27 protein-coding genes, 1 pseudogene and 1 other annotated feature are annotated in these 23,571 nt (G+C 41.9%); of the genes and pseudogenes, 27 read left to right on the top strand and 1 reads right to left on the bottom strand.

The features are described 5' to 3' along the window. The coding region (locus PAN07_RS01245) for a 50S ribosomal protein L27 (RefSeq protein ID WP_269796730.1) at positions 1-185 on the top strand (185 nt) is incomplete at its 5' end. Positions 186-351: 166 nt separating this feature from the next. On the opposite strand, the pseudogene PAN07_RS01240 reads toward PAN07_RS01245, so the two are convergent. Then, a pseudogene (locus PAN07_RS01240) lies at positions 352-423 on the bottom strand (AraC family transcriptional regulator); the annotation flags it as partial. Here PAN07_RS01240 and PAN07_RS01235 point away from each other — a divergent pair. The 26 genes from PAN07_RS01235 to PAN07_RS01110 all read left to right on the top strand — a co-directional run bounded on the left by PAN07_RS01235 (position 416) and on the right by PAN07_RS01110 (position 23,468). Further along, positions 416-1,324: a LysR family transcriptional regulator gene (locus tag PAN07_RS01235; RefSeq protein ID WP_001025694.1), complete on the top strand. Its 909-nt coding sequence runs from the start codon at positions 416-418 to the stop codon at positions 1,322-1,324. The pseudogene PAN07_RS01240 and the gene PAN07_RS01235 overlap by 8 nt on opposite strands. Continuing rightward, the gene (gene lspA, locus PAN07_RS01230) at positions 1,321-1,782 is read left to right on the top strand and encodes a signal peptidase II (protein ID WP_020901753.1); all 462 of its coding nucleotides are present in this window, start codon (positions 1,321-1,323) and stop codon (positions 1,780-1,782) included. The genes PAN07_RS01235 and lspA overlap by 4 nt, the downstream gene beginning before the upstream one ends. Further along, positions 1,772-2,662 carry an RluA family pseudouridine synthase gene (locus PAN07_RS01225; RefSeq protein ID WP_269796729.1) on the top strand — a complete coding sequence of 297 codons (891 nt, stop codon included), beginning with the start codon at positions 1,772-1,774 and terminating at the stop codon, positions 2,660-2,662. The genes lspA and PAN07_RS01225 overlap by 11 nt, the downstream gene beginning before the upstream one ends. A gap of 109 nt (positions 2,663-2,771) precedes the next feature. Continuing rightward, a complete protein-coding gene (proB, locus tag PAN07_RS01220) occupies positions 2,772-3,881 on the top strand; it encodes a glutamate 5-kinase (protein ID WP_239822199.1) in 1,110 nt (369 codons plus the stop codon). Positions 3,882-3,890: 9 nt separating this feature from the next. Further along, positions 3,891-5,153 carry a glutamate-5-semialdehyde dehydrogenase gene (locus PAN07_RS01215; protein WP_084863237.1) on the top strand — a complete coding sequence of 421 codons (1,263 nt, stop codon included), beginning with the start codon at positions 3,891-3,893 and terminating at the stop codon, positions 5,151-5,153. A 3-nt stretch (positions 5,154-5,156) separates the two neighbouring features. Further along, the gene (gene proC, locus PAN07_RS01210; RefSeq protein ID WP_084863239.1) at positions 5,157-5,954 is read left to right on the top strand and encodes a pyrroline-5-carboxylate reductase; all 798 of its coding nucleotides are present in this window, start codon (positions 5,157-5,159) and stop codon (positions 5,952-5,954) included. 228 nt (positions 5,955-6,182) lie between these two features. Beyond that, on the top strand, positions 6,183-6,821 hold the full coding sequence (tmk, locus tag PAN07_RS01205; RefSeq protein WP_084863241.1) for a dTMP kinase: 639 nt from the start codon (positions 6,183-6,185) through the stop codon (positions 6,819-6,821). Beyond that, complete coding sequence (locus PAN07_RS01200; protein WP_084863243.1) at positions 6,818-7,708, top strand: DNA polymerase III subunit delta'; 891 nt, start codon at positions 6,818-6,820, stop codon at positions 7,706-7,708. Before tmk ends, PAN07_RS01200 begins: the two co-directional genes overlap by 4 nt. 39 nt (positions 7,709-7,747) lie before the next feature. Then, on the top strand, positions 7,748-8,065 hold the full coding sequence (yabA, locus tag PAN07_RS01195; RefSeq protein WP_050168503.1) for a DNA replication initiation control protein YabA: 318 nt from the start codon (positions 7,748-7,750) through the stop codon (positions 8,063-8,065). Positions 8,066-8,067: 2 nt separating this feature from the next. After that, complete coding sequence (gene rsmI, locus PAN07_RS01190) at positions 8,068-8,946, top strand: 16S rRNA (cytidine(1402)-2'-O)-methyltransferase (RefSeq protein ID WP_084863246.1); 879 nt, start codon at positions 8,068-8,070, stop codon at positions 8,944-8,946. 134 nt (positions 8,947-9,080) lie between these two features. Next, positions 9,081-10,415 carry a methylenetetrahydrofolate--tRNA-(uracil(54)-C(5))-methyltransferase (FADH(2)-oxidizing) TrmFO gene (trmFO, locus tag PAN07_RS01185; RefSeq protein ID WP_269796728.1) on the top strand — a complete coding sequence of 445 codons (1,335 nt, stop codon included), beginning with the start codon at positions 9,081-9,083 and terminating at the stop codon, positions 10,413-10,415. An 83-nt stretch (positions 10,416-10,498) separates the two neighbouring features. Beyond that, positions 10,499-11,236: a UMP kinase gene (gene pyrH, locus PAN07_RS01180; protein ID WP_000002996.1), complete on the top strand. Its 738-nt coding sequence runs from the start codon at positions 10,499-10,501 to the stop codon at positions 11,234-11,236. 8 nt (positions 11,237-11,244) lie between these two features. Then, positions 11,245-11,802 (top strand): ribosome recycling factor, encoded by a 558-nt coding sequence (gene frr / locus PAN07_RS01175; RefSeq protein ID WP_001262225.1) that lies wholly within the window; start codon positions 11,245-11,247, stop codon positions 11,800-11,802. A gap of 59 nt (positions 11,803-11,861) precedes the next feature. Continuing rightward, the gene (gene cvfB / locus PAN07_RS01170) at positions 11,862-12,716 is read left to right on the top strand and encodes an RNA-binding virulence regulatory protein CvfB (RefSeq protein ID WP_049539561.1); all 855 of its coding nucleotides are present in this window, start codon (positions 11,862-11,864) and stop codon (positions 12,714-12,716) included. A gap of 8 nt (positions 12,717-12,724) precedes the next feature. Beyond that, entirely contained in the window at positions 12,725-12,940 is a 216-nt protein-coding gene (locus PAN07_RS01165; protein WP_001232085.1) for a YozE family protein, read from the top strand. 85 nt (positions 12,941-13,025) lie between these two features. Then, positions 13,026-14,030, top strand: coding sequence for a PhoH family protein (locus PAN07_RS01160; protein ID WP_247933315.1), 1,005 nt, complete (start codon positions 13,026-13,028; stop codon positions 14,028-14,030). 85 nt (positions 14,031-14,115) lie between these two features. Continuing rightward, the gene (locus PAN07_RS01155) at positions 14,116-14,685 is read left to right on the top strand and encodes a GNAT family N-acetyltransferase (protein WP_084863250.1); all 570 of its coding nucleotides are present in this window, start codon (positions 14,116-14,118) and stop codon (positions 14,683-14,685) included. A 67-nt stretch (positions 14,686-14,752) separates the two neighbouring features. Next, a complete protein-coding gene (locus PAN07_RS01150; RefSeq protein WP_084863252.1) occupies positions 14,753-15,403 on the top strand; it encodes a helix-hairpin-helix domain-containing protein in 651 nt (216 codons plus the stop codon). Then, on the top strand, positions 15,387-17,627 hold the full coding sequence (locus PAN07_RS01145; protein ID WP_269796727.1) for a DNA internalization-related competence protein ComEC/Rec2: 2,241 nt from the start codon (positions 15,387-15,389) through the stop codon (positions 17,625-17,627). Before PAN07_RS01150 ends, PAN07_RS01145 begins: the two co-directional genes overlap by 17 nt. Before the next feature lie 72 nt (positions 17,628-17,699). Next, positions 17,700-17,831 (top strand) — a sequence feature (ribosomal protein L20 leader region). Between the two features lie 15 nt (positions 17,832-17,846). Further along, positions 17,847-18,377: a translation initiation factor IF-3 gene (infC, locus tag PAN07_RS01140; RefSeq protein ID WP_000848180.1), complete on the top strand. Its 531-nt coding sequence runs from the start codon at positions 17,847-17,849 to the stop codon at positions 18,375-18,377. Between the two features lie 32 nt (positions 18,378-18,409). Continuing rightward, entirely contained in the window at positions 18,410-18,610 is a 201-nt protein-coding gene (gene rpmI / locus PAN07_RS01135; protein WP_001125943.1) for a 50S ribosomal protein L35, read from the top strand. A gap of 51 nt (positions 18,611-18,661) precedes the next feature. Then, entirely contained in the window at positions 18,662-19,021 is a 360-nt protein-coding gene (gene rplT / locus PAN07_RS01130) for a 50S ribosomal protein L20 (RefSeq protein WP_000124834.1), read from the top strand. A gap of 58 nt (positions 19,022-19,079) precedes the next feature. Beyond that, the gene (locus tag PAN07_RS01125) at positions 19,080-19,460 is read left to right on the top strand and encodes a VOC family protein (protein WP_000157156.1); all 381 of its coding nucleotides are present in this window, start codon (positions 19,080-19,082) and stop codon (positions 19,458-19,460) included. 248 nt (positions 19,461-19,708) lie between these two features. Continuing rightward, positions 19,709-20,509: a dihydroorotate dehydrogenase electron transfer subunit gene (locus PAN07_RS01120; RefSeq protein ID WP_084863255.1), complete on the top strand. Its 801-nt coding sequence runs from the start codon at positions 19,709-19,711 to the stop codon at positions 20,507-20,509. Continuing rightward, positions 20,472-21,458, top strand: a complete 987-nt coding sequence (locus tag PAN07_RS01115; protein ID WP_192856306.1) for a dihydroorotate dehydrogenase — start codon at positions 20,472-20,474, stop codon at positions 21,456-21,458. Before PAN07_RS01120 ends, PAN07_RS01115 begins: the two co-directional genes overlap by 38 nt. A 108-nt stretch (positions 21,459-21,566) precedes the next feature. Continuing rightward, on the top strand, positions 21,567-23,468 hold the full coding sequence (locus PAN07_RS01110; protein ID WP_247933316.1) for a glucosaminidase domain-containing protein: 1,902 nt from the start codon (positions 21,567-21,569) through the stop codon (positions 23,466-23,468). Positions 23,469-23,571: the final 103 nt, after the last annotated feature.

The following is a 23,571-nucleotide window of genomic DNA, read 5'->3' as shown; positions in this document are numbered from 1 at the left end:
CTGATGGACAAACTGTAACAGGTGGATCAATCCTTTACCGTCAACGTGGTACACACATCTATCCAGGTGTAAACGTTGGACGTGGTGGAGACGATACTTTGTTCGCTAAAGTTGAAGGCGTAGTACGCTTTGAACGTAAAGGACGCGATAAAAAACAAGTTTCTGTTTACCCAATCGCTAAATAAAAAGGTCCAGTGAACCTTTTTATCCCGAGCCTTGAAATCTAAAGGCGAGGAAGCTAGAAGTAGCATTAAATAAGGCTTTCCGAGTTTTCGGAGAGTCTATTTTTTCGTTTTGGTACCCATGATTTTTTCATTCTTAGTGTAGATGCATTTTATGAGTAACATTATTTTTCTTCGATGGAAAACTTCTAAAATATGGTATAATGAAAAGATAAAGAAGTTGGGGGTAGAAGATGAACATTCAACAATTACGCTATGTTGTGGCTATTGCGAATAGTGGTACTTTCCGTGAAGCTGCTGAAAAGATGTATGTTAGTCAGCCGAGTCTGTCTATTTCTGTTCGTGATTTGGAAAAAGAGTTGGGGTTTAAGATTTTCCGTCGGACCAGCTCAGGGACTTTCTTGACCCGTCGTGGTATGGAATTCTATGAAAAAGCGCAAGAATTGGTTAAAGGATTTGATATTTTTCAAAATCAGTATGCCAACCCTGAGGAAGAAAAAGATGAATTTTCCATTGCTAGTCAGCACTATGACTTCTTGCCACCAACCATTACGGCTTTCTCAGAGCGCTATCCTGACTATAAGAACTTCCGTATTTTTGAATCTACTACTGTTCAAATCTTAGATGAAGTAGCGCAAGGTCACAGTGAGATTGGGATTATCTACCTTAACAATCAAAATAAAAAAGGGATCATGCAACGGGTTGAAAAGTTAGGCCTTGAGGTCATTGAATTGATTCCCTTCCATACCCATATTTATCTTCGTGAGGGGCATCCTTTAGCCCAGAAAGAGGAATTGGTCATGGAGGATTTAGCGGATCTACCAACGGTTCGTTTCACTCAAGAGAAAGACGAGTACCTTTATTATTCAGAGAACTTTGTTGATACCAGTGCGAGCTCACAGATGTTCAATGTGACAGACCGTGCTACCTTGAATGGTATTTTGGAGCGGACGGATGCCTATGCGACTGGTTCTGGATTTTTAGATAGTGACAGTGTTAATGGTATTACAGTTATTCGTCTCAAGGATAACCTAGATAATCGCATGGTCTATGTTAAACGTGAAGAGGTGGAGCTTAGTCAAGCTGGGACTCTCTTTGTAGAAGTCATGCAAGAATATTTTAATCAGAAGAGGAAATCATGAAAAAAAGAGGAATAGTGGCAGTCATTGTATTGCTTTTGATTGGGCTTGATCAGTTAGTCAAGTCCTATATCGTCCAGCAGATTCCACTGGGTGAAGTGCGCTCTTGGATTCCCAATTTCGTTAGCTTGACCTACCTGCAAAATCGAGGGGCAGCCTTTTCTATCTTACAAGATCAGCAGTTGTTATTCGCTGTCATTACTCTGGTTGTCGTGGTTGGTGCCATTTGGTATTTACATAAACACATGGAGGACTCACTCTGGATGGTCTTGGGTTTGACCTTGATTATTGCAGGTGGTCTTGGAAACTTTATTGACAGGATCAGTCAGGGCTTTGTTGTGGATATGTTTCATGTGGACTTTATCAATTTTGCAATTTTCAATGTGGCAGATAGCTATCTGACTGTTGGAGTGATTATTTTATTGATTGCAATGTTAAAAGAGGAAATAAATGGAAATTAAAATTGAAACTGGTGGCCTGCGTTTAGATAAGGCTTTGTCGGATTTGACAGAATTATCACGCAGTCTCGCGAATGAACAAATCAAATCAGGCCAGGTCTTGGTCAATGGTCAAGTCAAGAAAGCTAAATACACAGTTCAAGAGGGCGATGTCGTCACTTACCATGTACCAGAAGCTGAGGTCTTAGAGTATGTGGCTGAGAATCTTCCGCTAGAAATCATCTACCAAGATGAGGATGTAGCCGTCGTTAACAAGCCTCAGGGGATGGTTGTGCATCCGAGTGCTGGTCATACTAGTGGAACTCTGGTAAATGCCCTCATGTACCATATCAAGGACTTGTCGGGTATCAATGGGGTTCTACGTCCAGGAATTGTTCACCGTATTGATAAGGATACGTCAGGCCTTCTCATGATTGCTAAAAACGATGAGGCACATCTAGCACTTGCCCAAGAACTCAAGGATAAAAAGTCTCTCCGCAAATATTGGGCGATTGTTCATGGAAATCTGCCTAATGATCGTGGTGTGATTGAAGCTCCGATTGGCCGTAGTGAAAAAGACCGTAAGAAACAGGCTGTGACTGCTAAAGGGAAGCCTGCAGTGACACGTTTCCACGTCTTAGAACGCTTTGGTGATTATAGCTTAGTGGAGCTGCAGCTGGAAACAGGCCGCACCCATCAAATCCGTGTTCACATGGCTTATATTGGTCATCCAGTCGCTGGTGATGAAGTCTATGGTCCTCGCAAGACTTTGAAAGGACATGGACAATTTCTTCATGCCAAGACTCTAGGATTTACGCATCCACGAACAGGTGAGACCTTGGAATTTACAGCAGATATCCCAGATATTTTTAAGGAAACCTTGGAGAGATTGAGAAAGAATTAGACGTGATAAAAGGTTGAGATGACTTGTCTCGGCCTTTTTCCTATCAACTCTTTTTTATTTCCTGCCATTCGTGTTATAATGGATAAATATGAAGAATCGGAGTGAGACTATGAAATACAAACGGATTGTCTTTAAGGTGGGGACTTCTTCTCTAACGAATGAGGATGGAAGTTTATCACGTAGTAAGGTAAAGGCTATTACCCAGCAGTTGGCGATGTTGCACGAGGCTGGTCATGAATTGATTTTGGTGTCGTCAGGTGCCATTGCGGCTGGTTTTGGAGCCTTAGGATTTAAAAAGCGTCCGACTAAGATTGCTGATAAACAGGCTTCAGCAGCGGTAGGGCAAGGGCTTTTGTTGGAAGAATACACGACCAATCTTCTCTTGCGCCAAATCGTTTCTGCGCAGATCTTGCTGACTCAGGATGACTTTGTGGATAAGCGCCGTTATAAAAATGCCCATCAGGCTTTGTCAGTTCTACTTAGCCGTGGGGCGATTCCTATCATCAATGAGAATGACAGTGTCGTTATTGATGAGCTCAAGGTTGGGGACAATGATACTCTAAGTGCTCAGGTAGCAGCCATGGTCCAAGCAGACCTTTTAGTCCTCTTGACAGACGTAGACGGTCTATATACTGGAAATCCTAATTCAGATCCAAGAGCTAAACGCTTGGAGCGAATCGAGACCATCAATCGTGAGATTATCGATATGGCTGGTGGAGCCGGTTCTTCAAACGGAACTGGTGGCATGCTAACAAAAATCAAGGCTGCAACTATCGCGACGGAATCAGGAGTTCCTGTTTATATCTGTTCATCATTGAAGGCTGATGCTATGATAGAGGCGGCTGAGGAGACCAAGGATGGTTCCTACTTTGTTGCGCAAGAGAAGGGACTTCGTACCCAAAAACAATGGCTTGCATTCTATGCTCAGAGTCAGGGTTCTATTTGGGTTGATAAAGGGGCTGCAGAAGCTCTCTCTCAACATGGAAAGAGTCTTCTTTTATCTGGTGTTGTTGATGCAGAAGGAGCTTTTTCTTACGGTGATATCGTGACAGTATTTGACAAGGAAAGTGGAAAATCACTTGGAAAAGGACGCGTGCAATTTGGGGCATCTGCCTTGGAGGATATGTTGCGTTCTCAAAAAGCCAAGGGTGTCTTGATTCACCGTGATGACTGGATTTCCACTACTCCTGAAATCCAACTACTCTTTACAGAATTTTAGAGGTAAACTATGGTAAGTACACAAGAACAATTTGAACAGGTACAGGCTGTTAAAAAATCGATCAACACAGCTAGTGAAGCAGTGAAAAACCAAGCATTGCTAGCCATGGCTGATCACTTATTAGCAGCTACTGAGGAGATTTTAGCAGCCAATGCCCTCGATATGGAAGCGGCCAAGGGTAAAATCTCAGATGTGATGCTGGATCGTCTTTATTTGGATGCAAGTCGTATAGAAGCGATGGCAACTGGGATTCGTGAAGTGGTTGCCTTACCAGATCCAATCGGTGAAGTTTTAGAAACCAATCAGCTTGAAAATGGTTTGGTTATCACCAAGAAACGAGTGGCTATGGGGGTTATTGGTATTATCTATGAAAGCCGTCCAAATGTGACGTCTGATGCGGCTGCTTTAGCTCTTAAAAGTGGAAATGCGGTTGTTCTTCGTAGTGGTAAGGACGCCTATCAAACAGCCCATGCCATTGTCACAGCTTTGAAAAAGGGCTTGGAGACAACGACTATTCATCCTGATGTGATCCAACTGGTGGAAGATACTAGCCGTGAAAGTAGCTATGCCATGATGAAGGCCAAGGGTTATCTAGACCTACTCATTCCTCGTGGAGGGGCTGGTTTGATTAATGCCGTGGTGGAAAATGCTATTGTACCAGTTATCGAGACAGGAACAGGCATTGTCCATGTTTATGTGGACAAGGATGCAGATGAGGACAAGGCTCTATCTATCATCAATAATGCCAAAACCAGTCGTCCTTCTGTCTGCAATGCCATGGAGGTTCTGCTGGTACATGAAGATAAAGCAGCAAACTTCCTTCCTCGATTGGAGAAAGTGCTAGTTGCAGAGCGAAAAGAAGCTGGACTGGAAGCAATTCAATTCCGCTTGGATGAGAAAGCCAGTCAGTTTCTTTCAGGTCAAGCAGCTGAAGCACAAGACTTTGATACCGAGTTTTTAGACTATGTCCTAGCTGTTAAAGTTGTGAGTAGTTTAGAAGAAGCGGTTGCGCATATTGAAACCCACAGTACTCATCATTCGGATGCCATTGTGACTGAGAATGCTGAAGCTGCAGCTTACTTTACAGATCAAGTGGATTCAGCAGCGGTTTATGTTAATGCTTCAACTCGTTTCACCGATGGTGGTCAATTTGGCCTTGGTTGTGAAATGGGGATTTCTACTCAGAAACTGCACGCGCGTGGTCCAATGGGCTTGAAAGAGTTGACCAGCTACAAGTATGTGGTTACTGGTGACGGACAGATAAGGGAGTAAGAGATGAAGATTGGATTTATCGGTTTGGGGAATATGGGTGCTAGCTTGGCCAAGGCTGTCTTGCAGGCCAAGACGGGTGCTCAGCTTCTCCTTGCCAATCGTAGTCAAGTTAAGGTGGATGCTTTCATCGCCAACTTCGGTGGTCTAGCTTCTAGCAACGAAGAAATATTCGCAGAAGCAGATGTGATTTTTCTAGGTGTTAAGCCAGCCCAGTTTTCTGAACTGCTTTCTCAATACCAAACCATCCTTGAAAAACGAGAGAGTCTTCTTTTGATTTCGATGGCAGCCGGATTGACTTTAGAAAAACTAGCGAGTCTTATTCCAAGTCAACACCGAATTATTCGTATGATGCCGAATACCCCTGCTTCTATCGGGCAAGGAGTTATCAGCTATGCTTTGTCTCCTAATTGTAAGGCTGAGGACAGTGAGCTCTTTTGTCAGTTATTAGCAAATGCTGGCCTCTTGGTTGAACTAGGAGAAGGATTAATCGATGCAGCGACAGGTCTTGCAGGCTGTGGCCCAGCCTTTGTCTATCTCTTTATTGAGGCCTTGGCAGATGCAGGTGTTCAGACTGGATTGCCAAGAGAAACGGCATTGAAAATGGCGGCTCAAACAGTTGTCGGCGCCGGACAATTGGTCCTAGAAAGCCAAGAGCATCCTGGGGTCTTGAAAGACCAAGTATGTAGCCCAGGCGGTTCGACTATCGCTGGTGTAGCGAGTCTAGAAGCGCATGCTTTTCGAGGAACAGTCATGGATGCAGTTCATCAAGCATACAAACGAACACAAGAACTAGGTAAATAAGAGGTGGATTTGTCTGCCTCTTTTATGGTGTTTGATACTCTTCGAAAATCTCTTCAAACTGCGTCAGCTTCCATCTGCAACCTCAAAACAGTGTTTTGAGCAACCTGCGGCTAGCTTCCTAGTTTGCTCTTTGATTTTCATTGAGTATGAAATTAGAAGACAAAAAGATTGTCACAAACCCCTATTTTTTTGATAGAATAGAAGTAGTAAAAAAGAAATGAGTTAGACATGTCAAAAGGATTTTTAGTCTCTCTTGAGGGACCAGAGGGAGCAGGAAAGACCAGTGTTTTAGAAGCTCTACTCCCAATTTTAGAGGAAAAAGGAGTCGAGGTGTTGACGACCCGTGAACCTGGCGGAGTCTTGATAGGAGAGAAGATTCGGGAAGTGATTTTGGATCCAAATCATACGCAGATGGATGCGAAGACAGAGTTACTTCTATATATTGCTAGTCGCAGACAGCATTTGGTGGAAAAAGTTCTTCCAGCCCTTGAAGCTGGTAAGTTGGTCATTATGGACCGCTTCATCGATAGTTCTCTTGCATATCAGGGATTTGGCCGTGGCTTGGACATTGAAGCCATTGACTGGCTCAATCATTTTGCTACAGATGGCCTCAAACCCGATTTGACACTTTATTTTGACATTGAGGTGGAAGAGGGACTGGCTCGCATTGCTGCTAATAGTGACCGTGAGGTCAATCGCTTGGACTTGGAAGGGTTGGACTTGCACAAAAAAGTTCGTCAAGGCTATCTTTCTCTTCTTGACAAAGAAGGAAATCGCATTGTCAAGATTGATGCCAGTCTCCCTTTGGAACAAGTTGTGGAAACAACCAAGGCTGTCTTGTTTGACAGAATGGGCTTGGCTAAATGAAACAAGATCAACTAAAGGCTTGGCAACCAGACCAGTTTGACCGCTTTGTCCGTATCCTAGAACAAGACCAGCTTAATCATGCCTACCTCTTTTCAGGTTTCTTTGGAAGCTTGGAAATGGCACAGTTTTTAGCTAAGAGCCTCTTTTGTACAGATAAAGTAGGTGTTTTACCATGTGAGAAATGCCGAAATTGTAAGCTGATTGAACAGGAAGAATTTCCCGATGTTACTTTGATTAAACCAGTCAATCAGGTCATCAAGACAGAACGTATTCGTGAATTGGTGGGACAATTTTCTCAAGCAGGGATTGAAAGTCAGCAACAGGTCTTTATTATCGAGCAAGCTGAGAAAATGCATCCCAATGCAGCAAACTCTCTGCTCAAGGTCATCGAAGAACCCCAGAGTGAGGTTTATATTTTCTTCTTGACCAGCGATGAGGAAAAGATGTTACCGACCATCCGTAGTCGAACCCAGATTTTCCATTTTAAAAAGCAAGAAGAAAAACTCATCTTGCTCTTAGAACAAATGGGACTGGTTAAGAAAAAAGCAACTCTTTTAGCTCAGTTTAGTCAATCGCGAGCTGAAGCTGAAAAGTTGGCTAATCAGGCAAGTTTTTGGACCTTGGTCGATGAAAGTGAACGCCTGCAGACCTGGTTATTAGCTAAGAAAAAAGAAAGTTATCTGCAGGTCGCTAAATTAGCCAACTTGGCGGATGACAAGGAAAAACAGGATCAGGTCTTGCGAATCCTTGAAGTCCTCTGTGGGCAGGATATCCTGCAAGCAAGAGTAAGGGTGATTCTACAAGATTTGTTAGAAGCTAGAAAAATGTGGCAAGCTAATGTCAGCTTTCAAAATGCCATGGAATATCTGGTCTTGAAAGAAATGTAAACTCAAAAATGAACGATAAAGAAAGGAAAGAGCTGGTTTATGGACAAAAAAGAATTATTTGACGCGCTGGATGATTTTTCCCAACAATTATTGGTAACCTTGGCCGATGTGGAAGCTATCAAGAAAAATCTCAAGAGCCTGGTAGAGGAAAATACAGCTCTTCGCTTGGAAAATTCTAAGTTGCGCGAACGCTTAGGTGAGGTGGAAGCAGATACACCTGTCAAGGCTAAGCATGTTCGCGAAAGTGTCCGTCGCATTTACCGTGATGGATTTCACGTATGTAATGATTTTTATGGACAACGTCGAGAACAGGACGAAGAATGTATGTTCTGTGACGAGTTGTTATACAGGGAGTAAGCATGCAGATTCAAAAAAGTTTTAAGGGGCAGTCTCCCTATGGCAAGCTGTATCTAGTGGCAACGCCGATTGGCAATCTAGATGATATGACCTTTCGTGCTATCAAAACCCTGAAAGAAGTGGATTGGATTGCGGCTGAGGACACGCGCAATACAGGTCTTTTGCTTAAGCATTTTGACATTTCGACCAAGCAGATTAGTTTTCATGAGCACAACGCCAAAGAAAAAATTCCGGATTTGATTGGTTTCCTGAAAGCAGGACAAAGTATTGCTCAGGTATCCGATGCGGGTCTGCCTAGTATCTCGGACCCTGGTCATGATTTGGTTAAGGCAGCTATTGAGGAAGAAATTGCGGTTGTCACTGTTCCAGGTGCCTCTGCAGGGATTTCTGCCTTGATTGCAAGTGGTTTAGCACCACAGCCACATATCTTCTGCGGTTTTTTACCAAGAAAATCAGGCCAGCAAAAGCAATTTTTCGACTCAAAAAAAGACTATCCTGAAACACAAATTTTCTACGAATCACCCCATCGTGTGGCGGATACGCTAGAAAATATGCTAGAAGTCTACGGTGACCGCTCGGTAGTCTTGGTCAGGGAATTGACCAAAATCTATGAAGAGTACCAACGAGGTACTATCTCTGAGTTATTAGAAAGCATTGCTGAAACGCCACTCAAGGGCGAATGCCTTCTCATCGTTGAAGGTGCCAGTCAGGATGTGGAGGAAAAGGACGAGGAGGACTTGTTCTTAGAAATCCAAGCTCGTATCCAGCAAGGTATGAAGAAAAATCAAGCCATAAAGGAAGTTGCGAAACTCTACCAGTGGAATAAAAGCCAACTCTATGCTGCCTACCACGATTGGGAAGAGAAGCAAGAAAATGACTAAACAGGGAAGTTTGCCTTCTTCCCTTTTTTTGTTATACTAGTAGAAGAAAAAATTAGAAAGATTTGTGGGTGTCAAACAGTCTAGTAGCTTGTTTTGATATGAACTTAGGTTCCACCCAAAGAGGTATTAGTGTCGTGTCTCAATCTTATATCAATGTTATCGGAGCTGGTTTGGCAGGTTCTGAAGCAGCTTACCAAATCGCAGAACGCGGTATTCCAGTTAAACTCTATGAAATGCGTGGTGTCAAGTCAACACCTCAACACAAAACAGACAATTTTGCTGAATTGGTTTGTTCCAATTCCTTACGTGGGGATGCTCTGACAAACGCCGTTGGACTCCTCAAGGAAGAAATGCGTCGCTTGGGTTCTGTCATTTTGGAATCTGCTGAAGCTACACGTGTTCCTGCTGGTGGAGCCCTTGCGGTGGACCGTGATGGTTTCTCCCAAATGGTGACCGAAAAAGTGGCCAACCACCCCTTGATTGAAGTGATTCGTGATGAAATTACAGAATTGCCGACTGATGTTATTACAGTTGTCGCTACTGGTCCTTTGACCAGTGATGCTCTAGCTGAAAAGATTCATGCCCTTAATGATGGTGATGGATTCTATTTCTACGACGCTGCGGCGCCTATTATCGATGTCAATACAATTGATATGAGTAAGGTCTATCTCAAATCTCGTTATGATAAGGGAGAAGCAGCCTACCTCAATGCGCCTATGACTAAGCAAGAATTTATGGATTTCCATGAAGCCTTGGTCAATGCTGAAGAAGCACCGCTGAATTCCTTTGAAAAAGAAAAGTACTTTGAAGGTTGTATGCCTATTGAAGTCATGGCCAAACGTGGCATTAAAACCATGCTTTATGGTCCGATGAAACCAGTCGGTCTGGAGTATCCAGATGACTACACAGGACCTCGTGATGGCGAATTTAAAACCCCTTATGCAGTTGTTCAACTTCGTCAGGACAATGCGGCTGGTAGCCTCTACAATATCGTCGGTTTCCAGACACACCTCAAATGGGGAGAACAAAAGCGTGTCTTCCAAATGATTCCAGGTCTTGAAAATGCGGAGTTTGTTCGCTATGGTGTCATGCACCGCAATTCTTACATGGATTCACCAAATCTTCTCGAACAGACCTACCGTTCTAAGAAGCAACCAAATCTCTTCTTTGCTGGTCAGATGACAGGTGTGGAAGGCTATGTTGAGTCAGCAGCGTCAGGCTTGGTTGCGGGTATTAATGCAGCTCGTCTTTTCAAGGGTGAAAGTGAGGCTATTTTCCCAGAGACAACAGCGATTGGAAGTCTGGCTCATTACATCACCCATGCGGACAGCAAACATTTCCAACCGATGAATGTCAACTTTGGAATTATCAAGGAGTTGGAAGGCGAACGTATCCGTGATAAGAAGGCTCGTTATGAAAAAATTGCAGAGCGTGCCCTTAACGATTTAGAGGAATTTTTAACGGTCTAATTTTTTTGAAAGAATTGCTCATGATACTATAAAAATCTTAGAAATTGTGATAAAATAGGTAGGATAAAAAAAGGAGAGTGAAAATGGCGAATCCCAAGTATAAACGTATTTTAATCAAGTTATCAGGTGAAGCCCTTGCCGGTGAACGTGGCGTAGGGATTGATATCCAAACAGTTCAAACAATCGCAAAAGAGATTCAAGAAGTTCATAGCTTAGGTATCGAAATTGCCCTTGTTATCGGTGGAGGAAATCTCTGGCGTGGAGAACCTGCTGCAGAAGCAGGAATGGACCGTGTTCAGGCAGATTACACAGGAATGCTTGGGACTGTTATGAATGCTCTTGTGATGGCAGATTCATTGCAGCAAGTTGGTGTCGATACGCGTGTGCAAACAGCTATTGCTATGCAACAAGTGGCAGAGCCTTATGTCCGTGGACGTGCCCTTCGTCACCTTGAAAAAGGCCGTATCGTTATCTTTGGTGCTGGAATTGGTTCACCATACTTCTCAACAGATACAACAGCGGCTCTTCGTGCAGCTGAAATCGAAGCAGATGCCATTCTTATGGCTAAAAATGGTGTCGATGGTGTTTACAATGCCGATCCTAAGAAGGACAAGACAGCCGTTAAGTTTGAAGAATTGACCCACCGTGATGTTATCAACAAAGGTCTTCGTATCATGGACTCAACAGCTTCAACCCTCTCAATGGACAACGACATTGACTTGGTTGTCTTCAACATGAACCAACCAGGCAACATCAAACGTGTCGTATTTGGTGAAAATATCGGAACAACAGTTTCAAATAATATCGAAGAAAAGGAATAGGAAAGATTATGGCTAACGCAATTATTGAAAAAGCTAAAGAGAGAATGACCCAGTCTCACCAATCGCTTGCTCGTGAATTTGGTGGTATCCGTGCGGGTCGTGCCAATGCAAGCTTGCTTGACCGCGTACATGTAGAGTACTATGGAGTAGAAACTCCTCTTAACCAAATCGCTTCAATTACCATTCCAGAAGCGCGTGTTTTGTTGGTAACACCATTTGACAAATCTTCGTTGAAAGATATTGAACGTGCCTTGAACGCTTCTGATCTTGGTATCACACCAGCTAACGATGGTTCTGTGATTCGTTTGGTTATCCCTGCTCTCACAGAAGAAACTCGTCGTGACCTTGCTAAAGAAGTGAAGAAGGTCGGTGAGAATGCTAAAGTGGCTGTCCGCAATATCCGTCGTGATGCTATGGATGAAGCCAAGAAACAAGAAAAAGCAAAAGAAATCACTGAAGATGAATTGAAGACTCTTGAAAAAGATATTCAAAAAGTAACAGACGATGCTGTCAAACACATCGATGACATGACTGCCAACAAAGAAAAAGAACTCTTGGAAGTCTAAAAATAAACAGAAAAACTCAGTTGGCATTGCTGGCTGAGTTTTATTCGAAAGAAGGAAATATGAATACAAATCTTGCAAGTTTTATCGTTGGACTCATCATCGATGAAAATGACCGTTTTTACTTTGTGCAAAAGGATGGCCAAACCTATGCGCTTGCCAAGGAAGAAGGTCAGCATACAGTGGGTGATACGGTTAAAGGTTTCGCCTATACAGATATGAAGCAAAAACTGCGCTTGACAACTCTAGAAGTAACTGCTACGCAGGAACAATTTGGTTGGGGACGTGTCACAGAAGTTCGTAAGGACTTGGGTGTCTTTGTGGATACAGGCCTACCTGACAAGGAAATCGTAGTGTCACTCGATATCCTTCCTGAGCTCAAGGAACTCTGGCCTAAGAAGGGCGACCAACTATACATCCGTCTTGAAGTGGACAAGAAAGACCGTATCTGGGGACTATTGGCCTATCAAGAAGACTTCCAACGTCTGGCTCGTCCTGCCTACAACAATATGCAGAACCAAAACTGGCCAGCCATTGTTTACCGCCTAAAGCTGTCAGGAACCTTTGTTTACCTACCAGAAAATAATATGCTTGGTTTCATTCATCCTAGCGAGCGCTACGCAGAGCCACGTTTGGGACAAGTTCTAGATGCGCGTGTCATTGGTTTCCGTGAAGTGGACCGTACCTTGAACCTCTCCCTCAAACCACGCTCCTTTGAAATGTTGGAAAATGATGCTCAGATGATTTTGACCTACTTGGAAAGCAATGGCGGTTTCATGACCTTAAATGATAAGTCATCTCCAGACGACATCAAGGCGACCTTTGGTATTTCTAAAGGTCAGTTCAAGAAAGCACTCGGTGGCTTGATGAAGGCTGGTAAAATCAAGCAAGACCAGTTTGGGACAGAGTTGATTTAGGGTAGCTTATGAGAAAATCATTTTACACTTGGCTCATGACTGAGCGTAATCCTAAAAGTAACAGTCCCAAAGCTATCTTAGCAGACCTAGCTTTTGAAGAATCAGCATTTCCAAAACACACAGATGATTTTGATGAGGTCAGTCGATTTTTGGAGGAGCACGCTAGTTTCTCTTTTAACCTAGGAGATTTTGATTCTATCTGGCAAGAATACTTAGAACACTAGCATTTATTCACTGGGTTTGGGCTAGTAATTTCTCCATCCCTTTGCTATAATAAAAAGAAATAAAAGGATTAGAGAGGTTCTTTATTTGAAGGAACATTCAATTGACATTCAACTGAGTCATCCAGATGACCTGTTTCATCTTTTTGGTTCCAATGAACGCCATCTTCGTTTGATGGAAGAAGAGCTTGATGTGGTGATCCATGCTCGTACGGAGATTGTCCAGGTTTTGGGCGAAGAATCAGCCTGTGAGGAAGCCCGTCAGGTTATTCAGGCTTTGATGGTCTTGGTGAATCGTGGGATGACCGTTGGTACGCCAGATGTGGTGACTGCGATTAGCATGGTCAAAAACGATGAAATTGACAAGTTTGTCGCCCTTTACGAAGAAGAAATTATCAAGGACAATACAGGTAAACCGATTCGCGTCAAAACATTGGGTCAAAAGCTTTATGTGGATAGTGTTAAACAGCACGATGTGACCTTTGGAATCGGACCAGCAGGGACAGGGAAGACCTTTCTTGCAGTGACCTTGGCAGTGACTGCCCTTAAACGTGGGCAGGTCAAGCGAATTATCCTGACACGCCCAGCGGTGGAAGCAGGAGAGAGTCTAGGTTTTCTTCCGGGTGATCTCAAGGAGAAGGTGGATCCTTACCTTCGACCTGTTTATGATGCCTTGTATCAGATTCTCGGCAAAGACCAAACAACTCGTCTCATGGAGCGTGAAATTATTGAAATCGCCCCCCTTGCCTATATGCGTGGACGGACCTTGGATGATGCCTTTGTCATTCTCGATGAGGCGCAAAATACGACCATCATGCAGATGAAGATGTTCCTGACTCGTTTAGGCTTTAACTCTAAAATGATTGTTAATGGAGATATCAGTCAGATTGACCTGCCGCGTAATGTCAAATCCGGTTTGATTGATGCTCAAGAGAAACTCAAGAACATTCATCAAATTGACTTTGTTCATTTTTCAGCTAAGGATGTGGTTCGACATCCAGTTGTCGCTCAGATTATCCGAGCTTATGAACCAGCTCCAGTTAAAAAAGAAGAGAGTGAAGAATTAGAGTCTCAACCTCTGTCTGAAGGATAGTTCTTTTGTATTTAAAGTTATCTCAATACAATGTTTCAGTCAATATCCTTGTATTAGTTAGAAACTTTTCAAGCGGAGGAGAAGTATGGAATCAATTTTTGTAAAATTTGCCCAGTATCCGTATATAGAAACGGAGCGTTTATTGCTTAGACCTGTAACTTTGGATGATGCGGAAGAAATGTTTGAGTATGCCTCGGACAGAGAAAATACGCGCTACACTTTTCAAATAAATCAAAGTTTGGAAGAAACCAAGAATAACATTGCTCAGTTCTACTTGGCTAATCCCTTGGGACGGTGGGGACTAGAACTAAAAAGCAATGGTCAGTTTATTGGAACCATTGACTTGCACAAGATTGATCCTGTTCTTAAGAAGGCAGCTATTGGCTACATTATCAATAAAAAGTATTGGAATCAAGGATTGACGACAGAAGCCAATCGTACCGTGATTGAGCTGGCTTTTGAGAAGATTGGAATGAACAAGTTGACCGCCCTTCACGATCAGGACAATCCTGCATCTGGAAAGGTCATGGAGAAATCAGGCATGCGCTTTTCCCATGAAGAACCATATGCCAGAATGGACAAAAACGAACCAGGACGAATCGTTACAAGAGTTCATTATGTCTTGACCAAGGAAGACTATTTTGCAAATAAATAAGCAGTTGAAAAGAAATTTTTCGACTGTTTTTTCTTCCTCTTACGAATAATCTAAGAGAGGAGAAAATATGGAAGCAATTATCGAGAAAATCAAAGAGTATAAAATTATTGTTATTTGTACTGGTCTGGGCTTGCTTGTTGGAGGATTTTTCCTGCTAAAACCAGCTCCACAAATACCTGTTAAAGAAACGAATTTGCAGGCAGAAGTCGCAGCTGTTTCCAAGGATTCATCGACTGAAAAGGAAGTGACCAAGGAAGAGAAGGACGAATCGGTTGAACAAGATTTGATCACAGTAGATGTGAAGGGGGCTGTCAAATCGCCAGGAATTTATGATTTGCCAGTAGGTAGTCGGGTCAATGATGCCGTTCAAAAGGCTGGTGGCTTGACAGAGCAAGCAGACAGCAAGTCGCTCAATCTCGCTCAGAAAGTTAGTGACGAGGCTCTGGTTTACGTTCCAACTAAGGGAGAAGAAGCAGCTAGTCAACAGACTGGTTCTGGGACGGCTTCTTCAACGAACAAGGAAAAGAAAATCAATCTAAATAAGGCCAGTCTGGAAGAGCTCAAGCAGGTCAAGGGATTAGGTGGTAAACGTGCTCAGGATATTATCGACCATCGTGAGGCAAATGGGAAATTCAAGTCGGTTGATGAACTCAAGAAGGTCTCTGGTATTGGTGCTAAAACGATAGAAAAGCTAAAAGACTATGTTACAGTGGATTAAGAATTTCCCAATTCCCCTAATTTATCTAAGTTTTCTATTGCTCTGGCTTTACTACGCCATTTTTTCAGCATCTTATCTTGCTCTGTTGGGCTTCGTTTTTCTGCTAGTTTGTCTCTTTATCCAATTTCCGTGGAAATCTGCTGGAAAAGTTTTAGTGCTTTGTGGAATTTTTGGCTTTTGGTTTTTGTTTCAAAATTGGCAACAGAGTCATGCTAGTCAAAACCTAGCAGATTTTGTTGAAAGGGTACGGATTTTGCCTGACACTATTAAGGTCAATGGAGATAGCCTATCTTTTCGTGGTAAGTCTGATGGACGCATTTTTCAAGTTTATTACAAGCTTCAGTCCGAGGAGGAGAAAGAAGCCTTTCAAGTCTTATCAGACCTTCATGAGATAGAACTTGAAGGAAAACTTTCAGAACCAGAAGGGCAGAGAAATTTTGGTGGCTTTAATTACCAAGCCTATCTGAAGACTCAGGGAATTTACCAGACGCTTACTATCAAAAAAATCCAGTCACTTCAAAAGGTTGGCAGTTGGGATGTAGGAGAAAACTTGTCTAGTTTACGTCGAAAGGCTGTAGTTTGGATCAAGACGCACTTTCCAGACCCTATGCGCAACTACATGACAGGGCTCTTGCTGGGACATCTGGACACCGACTTTGAGGAGATGAATGAGCTTTATTCCAGTCTAGGAATTATCCACCTTTTTGCATTGTCCGGCATGCAGGTAGGCTTTTTCATGGACGGATTTAAGAAACTCCTCTTGCGATTGGGCTTGACCCAAGAAAAGTTGAAATGGCTGACTTATCCCTTTTCCCTTATCTATGCGGGCCTGACTGGATTTTCAGCATCGGTCATTCGTAGTCTTTTGCAAAAACTATTGGCTCAGCATGGCTATAAGGGATTAGATAATTTTGCCCTGACTGTGCTTGTTCTCTTTATCGTTATGCCCAACTTTTTCTTGACAGCAGGAGGTGTCTTGTCCTGCTTCTACGCTTTTATCTTGACCATGACCAGCAAAGAAGGAGAGGGACTCAAGGCTGTTGTTAGAGAAAGTCTAGTCATTTCCTTGGGAATATTGCCCATTTTATCCTTCTATTTTGCAGAATTTCAACCTTGGTCTATCCTTTTGACCTTTGTCTTTTCCTTTCTTTTTGACTTGGTCTTCTTACCACTCTTGTCTATCTTATTTGTCCTTTCTTTTCTCTATCCAGTCATTCAGCTTAACTTTATGTTTGAATGGTTGGAAAGCATTATTCGCTTGGTGTCTCAGGTGACAAGTAGGCCTCTGGTTTTTGGACAACCCAATGCATGGCTGTTGATACTACTATTAATTTCTTTAGCTTTGGTCTATGATTTGAGGAACAACACTAAAAGAGTAGCTGGATTCAGCTTACTTATGGTGGGTCTATTCTTCTTGACCAAGCATCCACTGGAAAATGAAATTACCATGCTGGATGTGGGGCAAGGGGAAAGTATTTTCCTAAGGGATGTAACTGGGAAGACCATTCTCATAGATGTAGGTGGCAAGGCAGAGTCTGATAAGAAAATTGAAAAATGGCAAGAAAAGGCGACGACCAGTAATGCCCAGCGAACCTTGGTCCCCTATCTAAAAAGTCGAGGAGTAGCCAAGATTGACCAGCTGGTTTTGACAAATACGGACAAGGAGCATGTTGGGGATTTACTGGAGGTGGCCAAGGCTTTCTATGTAGGCGAAATTTTAGTGTCAAAAGGCAGTCTAAAACAGAAGGAATTTGTGGCAGAACTACAGGCGACTCAAACCAAGGTGCGTAGTGTGTCAGTAGGAGAGAACTTGCCAATTTTCGGAAGTAAGTTAGAAGTCCTATCTCCAAGGAAAATTGGAGATGGAGGTCATGAAGACTCCCTAGTTCTGTATGGAAAACTCTTGGATAAGCACTTTCTCTTCACAGGAAATTTGGAGGAAAAAGGAGAGAAGGATTTGCTGAAGAACTACCCAGACCTGAAAGTAGATGTTTTGAAAGCTGGCCAACATGGCTCTAAAAAATCATCAAGTTCAGCCTTTCTAGAACAGCTCAAACCAGAGATGACTCTCATCTCAGTTGGAAAGAACAATCGAACGAAACTCCCCCATCAGGAAACCTTGACACGACTGGAAGGTATCAATAGCAAAGTTTATCGAACTGACCATCAAGGAGCTATACGCTTTAAAGGCTGGAATAGATGGAAGATTGAAACGGTTGGTTAATGAGCAAAAACTTTTCAAAAAAATAACTTTTTATCTTGACAAGGGCTAGAAAACTTGGTATCATATAAAAGTTGAGAAAAGCAGAAGTGAGAGCTTCTCGCCTTGTGACATGAAGTTGCCTGGCCCTACGGATGAAAAGTTTCTAAGAAACGCTATCATAACGTGCGGGCTTGTATATTTACGAGTCCGCTATTGTTTTTCTCTAATAAAACAAAAGAGGTGAAAACCATAGCAAAGCAAGACTTATTCATCAATGATGAGATTCGTGTACGTGAAGTTCGCTTGATTGGTCTTGAAGGAGAACAGCTAGGCATCAAGCCACTCAGTGAAGCGCAAGCTTTGGCTGATAACGCTAATGTTGACCTAGTATTGATTCAACCCCAAGCCAAACCACCTGTTGCAAAAATTATGGACTACGGTAAGTTCAAGTTTGAGTACCAGAAGAAGCAAAAAGAACAACGTAAAAAACAAAGTGTTGTTACTGTGAAAGAAGTTCGTCTAAGTCCAACGATTGACAAGGGTGACTTTGATACAAAACTTCGCAATGCACGCAAATTCCTTGAAAAAGGAAATAAAGTTAAGGTATCTATTCGCTTTAAGGGTCGTATGATTACCCATAAAGAGATTGGTGCAAAAGTTTTAGCCGAGTTTGCTGAAGCAACTCAAGATATTGCAATCATCGAACAACGTGCTAAAATGGATGGACGTCAAATGTTCATGCAATTGGCGCCAGCGACTGACAAAAAATAATTGTCAGAAAGTTAAATAAAGGAGAAAAAATCATGCCAAAACAAAAAACACACCGCGCATCAGCTAAACGTTTCAAACGTACAGGTTCTGGTGGACTTAAACGTTTCCGTGCTTACACTTCTCACCGTTTCCACGGAAAAACTAAGAAACAACGTCGTCATCTTCGTAAAGCATCTATGGTGCATTCAGGAGATTACAAACGTATCAAAGCAATGCTTACTCGCTTGAAATAATAGCTTGACTGTAAGTAAACAATTCTAGGAAATATTTGGAGGAAATAAAACATGGCACGTGTTAAAGGTGGCGTTGTATCACGCAAACGTCGTAAACGTATTCTTAAATTAGCAAAAGGTTACTATGGAGCTAAACACATCTTGTTCCGTACTGCAAAAGAACAAGTAATGAACTCTTACTACTATGCATACCGTGATCGTCGTCAGAAAAAACGTGATTTCCGCAAATTGTGGATCACTCGTATCAACGCGGCAGCTCGTATGAACGGACTTTCATACTCACAATTGATGCATGGTTTGAAATTGGCTGAGATCGAAGTTAACCGTAAAATGCTTGCTGACTTGGCTGTTAACGATGCAGCAGCTTTCACAGCTCTTGCAGATGCAGCTAAAGCAAAACTTGGTAAATAATAACAGATAAGACTGGAACAGGATTGTCCCAGTCTTTTTAAAAATAAAGGAGAAAAATATGGCTTCAAAAATGCTACACACTTGCTTGCGAGTAGAAAACCTTGAAAAATCAATCGCATTTTATCAAGATGCTTTTGGATTTAAAGAATTGCGTCGCAGAGATTTTCCAGATCATGCCTTTACGATTGTTTATCTAGGTCTTGAGGGTGACGACTATGAGTTGGAGTTGACTTATAACTACGATCACGGTCCTTATGTGGTTGGAGATGGGTTTGCCCACATCGCCCTCAGTACACCTGATCTTGAAGCTCTTCATCAAGAGCACAGTGCAAAAGGCTATGAAGTGACTCAGCCAAATGGTCTACCAGGAACTGCACCTAACTATTACTTTGTTAAAGACCCTGATGGCTACAAGGTTGAAGTTATTCGTGAAAAATAATCTCGTGAGGTCAAGTAGAATGTTCGTTTTCTACTTGACTTTTTTTAGCTGAAAGAGTATACTAATAAAAATTTAACCTTTAAGGGGAGTCCAGAGAGACTCACAAGGTGTCAGATAAAAGAATAGTACAATTTTCTAGAGGAGACTTTTTGAGTGTGCTCTATTGTTTTGTATGATTTTAACTGAGACCTTGCAATCGCAAGGTCTTTTATTTATCTGGTCCCCTTAAAATTTAAGGAGGAAAAGTCATGAATCCCACATGTAAGAAACGCTTGGGTGCCATCCGTTTGGAAACCATGAAGGTGGTTGCACAGGAGGAAATCGCGCCAGCAATCTTTGAATTAGTCCTAGAAGGAGAAATGGTTGAAGTCATGCGAGCAGGCCAATTTCTTCATCTACGTGTACCTGATGATGCCCATCTCTTGCGTCGCCCTATTTCAATTTCGTCTATCGATAAGGTTAAGAAGCAGTGTCATCTCATTTATCGGATTGAGGGAACTGGGACAGCTATTTTCTCAACCTTAAGTCAGGGAGATACTCTTGATGTGATGGGGCCTCAGGGGAATGGTTTTGACTTGTCTGACCTAGATAAGCAGAGCCAAGTTCTCCTCGTTGGTGGGGGGATTGGTGTTCCGCCCTTGCTTGAGGTGGCCAAGGAATTGTCTGATCGTGGAGTGAAAGTAGTGACTGTTCTCGGTTTTGCCAATAAGGATGCTGTTATTTTAGAGACGGAATTGGCCCAATATGGTCAAGTTTTTGTAACGACAGATGATGGTTCTTATGGAATCAAGGGGAATGTTTCCGTTGTCATTAATGATTTAGATAGTCCATTTGATGCTGTTTACTCATGTGGGGCACCTGGAATGATGAAGTATATCAATCAAACCTTTTATGACCATCCAAGAGCTTATCTATCTTTGGAATCTCGTATGGCTTGTGGGATGGGGGCTTGCTATGCCTGTGTCCTAAAAGTACCAGAAAGCGAGACGGTCAGCCAACGCGTCTGTGAAGATGGCCCTGTTTTCCGCACTGGAACAGTTCTATTATAAGGAGAAAATCATGACTAGAAATCGTTTACAAGTTTCTCTACCTGGTTTGGATTTGAAAAATCCCATTATTCCAGCATCAGGATGTTTTGGTTTTGGGCAAGAGTATGCCAAGTATTATGATTTAGATCTTTTAGGTTCTATTATGATTAAGGCAACGACCCTTGAACCGCGTTTTGGCAATCCTACTCCAAGGGTTGCAGAGACCCCTGCTGGTATGCTCAATGCAATTGGCTTGCAAAATCCTGGATTAGAGGTTGTTTTGGCTGAAAAGTTACCTTGGCTAGAAAGAGAATATCCAAATCTTCCTATTATCGCCAATGTAGCTGGTTTTTCAAAACAAGAGTATGCGTCTGTTTCTCATGGGATTTCCAAGGCAGCTAACGTGAAGGCTATTGAGCTCAATATTTCTTGTCCTAACGTAGATCACGGCAATCATGGACTTTTGATTGGGCAAGATCCTGATCTAGCTTATGAAGTGGTAAAAGCAGCTGTCGAAGCTTCTGATGTGCCAGTCTATGTCAAGTTAACCCCTAGCGTGACGGATATTGTCACTATTGCTAAAGCAGCAGAAGATGCAGGAGCAAGTGGCTTAACCATGATCAATACTCTAGTCGGTATGCGCTTTGACCTCAAAACTCGCAAACCAATCTTGGCAAATGGAACGGGTGGAATGTCAGGTCCAGCAGTCTTTCCAGTAGCCCTCAAACTCATCCGCCAAGTCGCCCAAACAACAGACTTGCCTATCATTGGAATGGGAGGAGTGGATTCGGCAGAAGCAGCCTTAGAAATGTATTTGGCTGGGGCATCTGCCATCGGAGTTGGAACAGCTAACTTTACCAATCCCTATGCCTGTCCTGATATTATCGAAAATTTACCAAAAGTCATGGATAAATATGGTATCAGCAGTATAGAAAATCTCCGCAAGGAAGTAAAAGCCAGCCTTAGATAAGCTAGACTATCCTTATTGTCAATAAGACATATAATTTTCATCCTTTAACTATGTTAGAATATAGTTAATTACGAATGATGTAGATGAATTTCTACTTAGGGGAGTAAAATGAAGAGAACACTACTTGTAAGCACGGCAGTGCTTGCATTGGCAATTGTGCCAACAACATCAGTCTTTGCTGAAGATAGTAAAACAACAGACCAAAGTCAAACGATGAATAAGAGTCAATCTGTGGACAAAAATCAGTCTAAAGATAAAAATCAGACTCCAGCATCAGAAGAGAAAAAAGTTGTTGAAAATACAAAGAATGAAACTGAAAAGACGGAAAAAAAGAAAGAATCAGTTGTTGTAAAAGAAAATAATTCTAAAAAAGAGGCTATTTCAAATAAAGAAAAAGTTGAAGAGGCTCCTAAGAATGGTTGGCAGAAAGAGCATGGGAAATGGCTTTTTTATGAGAATAACCAACCAATCAAAAACTGGAAAAAGATTGCGGGTGTCTGGTATTTCTTTGATCAAAATGGAATCATGGCTAGCAATAGGATTGTTAATGACTATGCTTTTCATACTAGTGGAGCAATGGTAGAAAATTCCTGGGTGAAAATTGCGGATAAATGGTACTATGCTACAGATTCAGGAAAGATTGTTCGTAATAGATGGGAAAAAATTAGCAATGTTTGGTATTACTTCAAGCCAGATGGAGTTATGGCTAGCAATGCTATAGTGAACGATTATCTTCTTAATAGTAGTGGAGCAATGGATCAAAATGCTTGGGTGAAGATTACTGATAAATGGTATTATGCTACAGATTCAGGAAAAATCCTTCGTAATAAATGGGAAAAGATTAAGGGCACATGGTACTATTTTAACAATGATGGTGTGATGGCCAGTAATCAGTGGAAAGATGCTTACTATCTAAAAGATAGTGGAGCAATGGCTGAAAAAGAATGGATTTTTGATGAATCTTATAATAGCTGGTTTTACCTAAAATCAGGTGGTGCTTATGCTTCACGTGAATGGATTGGTGCTTATTATCTCAAATCTGGTGGTTATATGGCCAAGAATGAATGGATTTTTGATTCTAACTACAATGCATGGTACTACCTAAAAGAAGATGGAAGCTATGTTACTGGTGGTTTTAACATCAAAAATAAGGAGTACTTCTTACAGAGTGATGGAAAGTGGATTCAAAGCCCCAAATATTTTAAGGTTAAACCAATCACAGCATATATTTATAGCGAATCAGGAGATATTTTGAGTTATGTTAATCAGGGAAGTATTGTGACCTATGATAGCTCTAAAACTAAGGGAAGTCGTCTTGCTGTTTCAATATCAGGCTTGTCTGGTTATATGAATCAAAGCGATTTGACTTTAGTTGATGAAGGAAGTGAGTTTATTCCTCACTATACTACTGACGGAAGATTCCTATATCATGAACTTTCTCCATATACTAGTATTCGGGTTGCTCCACATACTTCAGCTATGAAAATTGGTAAGAAGTATTATTCAAATGATGGAGAACATTTTGATGGGTTTACTATCAAAAATCGTTTCCTTTTTAAGAATTTGACTGAACCAACCAACTATAGTGCGGATGAATTAAATAGAGTTTATTCGATGATGAATATCCGAAACAGCCGTCTTGCTGGTAAAGGAGCAATTTTTAAAGAAGCTGAGAAACGTTATGGTGTCAATGCTCTTTATTTAATGGCTCACAGTGCGCTAGAAAGTGCTTGGGGACGTAGCCAAATTGCTAATGATAAAAATAACTTCTTCGGAATTGCTGCCTACGATACTAGTCCCTATGATTCAGCTAAGAAATTTGATGATGTAGATAAAGGAATTCTTGGTGCGACCAAGTGGATTCGTGAGAACTATATTGATCGTGGAAGAAATCACCTTGGAAATAAAGCGACCGGAATGAATGTACGCTATGCATCCGATCCGTACTGGGGTGAAAAAATAGCTAGTATCATGATGAATATCAATAGTCGACTTGGTGGAAAAGATTAAAAGATAAGCAACGATAACTGCTGAAAAAGTGGTTGTCGTTTTTTTCTTCAACTAATATGCTTTACAAACTAGTGTAGGAGTAGTATATTATAGGTGAAGATAC

It is taken from the genome of Streptococcus sp. SM5 (genome assembly GCF_027497975.1).
Note: the sequence above shows the minus strand (reverse complement) of the source record. Positions and strands in the feature narration are given on the sequence as shown.

Excerpts from the sequence above, each read along its gene's own strand:
- PAN07_RS01235 (WP_001025694.1), top strand. The coding sequence starts at position 416 with ATGAACATTCAACAATTACGCTATGTTGTGGCTATTGCGAATAGTGGT.
- lspA (WP_020901753.1), top strand. The coding sequence starts at position 1,321 with ATGAAAAAAAGAGGAATAGTGGCAGTCATTGTATTGCTTTTGATTGGG.
- PAN07_RS01225 (WP_269796729.1), top strand. The coding sequence starts at position 1,772 with ATGGAAATTAAAATTGAAACTGGTGGCCTGCGTTTAGATAAGGCTTTG.
- proB (WP_239822199.1), top strand. The coding sequence starts at position 2,772 with ATGAAATACAAACGGATTGTCTTTAAGGTGGGGACTTCTTCTCTAACG.
- PAN07_RS01215 (WP_084863237.1), top strand. The coding sequence starts at position 3,891 with ATGGTAAGTACACAAGAACAATTTGAACAGGTACAGGCTGTTAAAAAA.
- proC (WP_084863239.1), top strand. The coding sequence starts at position 5,157 with ATGAAGATTGGATTTATCGGTTTGGGGAATATGGGTGCTAGCTTGGCC.
- tmk (WP_084863241.1), top strand. The coding sequence starts at position 6,183 with ATGTCAAAAGGATTTTTAGTCTCTCTTGAGGGACCAGAGGGAGCAGGA.
- PAN07_RS01200 (WP_084863243.1), top strand. The coding sequence starts at position 6,818 with ATGAAACAAGATCAACTAAAGGCTTGGCAACCAGACCAGTTTGACCGC.
- yabA (WP_050168503.1), top strand. The coding sequence starts at position 7,748 with ATGGACAAAAAAGAATTATTTGACGCGCTGGATGATTTTTCCCAACAA.
- rsmI (WP_084863246.1), top strand. The coding sequence starts at position 8,068 with ATGCAGATTCAAAAAAGTTTTAAGGGGCAGTCTCCCTATGGCAAGCTG.
- pyrH (WP_000002996.1), top strand. The coding sequence starts at position 10,499 with ATGGCGAATCCCAAGTATAAACGTATTTTAATCAAGTTATCAGGTGAA.
- frr (WP_001262225.1), top strand. The coding sequence starts at position 11,245 with ATGGCTAACGCAATTATTGAAAAAGCTAAAGAGAGAATGACCCAGTCT.
- cvfB (WP_049539561.1), top strand. The coding sequence starts at position 11,862 with ATGAATACAAATCTTGCAAGTTTTATCGTTGGACTCATCATCGATGAA.
- PAN07_RS01165 (WP_001232085.1), top strand. The coding sequence starts at position 12,725 with ATGAGAAAATCATTTTACACTTGGCTCATGACTGAGCGTAATCCTAAA.
- PAN07_RS01155 (WP_084863250.1), top strand. The coding sequence starts at position 14,116 with ATGGAATCAATTTTTGTAAAATTTGCCCAGTATCCGTATATAGAAACG.
- PAN07_RS01150 (WP_084863252.1), top strand. The coding sequence starts at position 14,753 with ATGGAAGCAATTATCGAGAAAATCAAAGAGTATAAAATTATTGTTATT.
- PAN07_RS01145 (WP_269796727.1), top strand. The coding sequence starts at position 15,387 with ATGTTACAGTGGATTAAGAATTTCCCAATTCCCCTAATTTATCTAAGT.
- rpmI (WP_001125943.1), top strand. The coding sequence starts at position 18,410 with ATGCCAAAACAAAAAACACACCGCGCATCAGCTAAACGTTTCAAACGT.
- rplT (WP_000124834.1), top strand. The coding sequence starts at position 18,662 with ATGGCACGTGTTAAAGGTGGCGTTGTATCACGCAAACGTCGTAAACGT.
- PAN07_RS01125 (WP_000157156.1), top strand. The coding sequence starts at position 19,080 with ATGGCTTCAAAAATGCTACACACTTGCTTGCGAGTAGAAAACCTTGAA.
- PAN07_RS01120 (WP_084863255.1), top strand. The coding sequence starts at position 19,709 with ATGAATCCCACATGTAAGAAACGCTTGGGTGCCATCCGTTTGGAAACC.
- PAN07_RS01115 (WP_192856306.1), top strand. The coding sequence starts at position 20,472 with ATGGCCCTGTTTTCCGCACTGGAACAGTTCTATTATAAGGAGAAAATC.
- PAN07_RS01110 (WP_247933316.1), top strand. The coding sequence starts at position 21,567 with ATGAAGAGAACACTACTTGTAAGCACGGCAGTGCTTGCATTGGCAATT.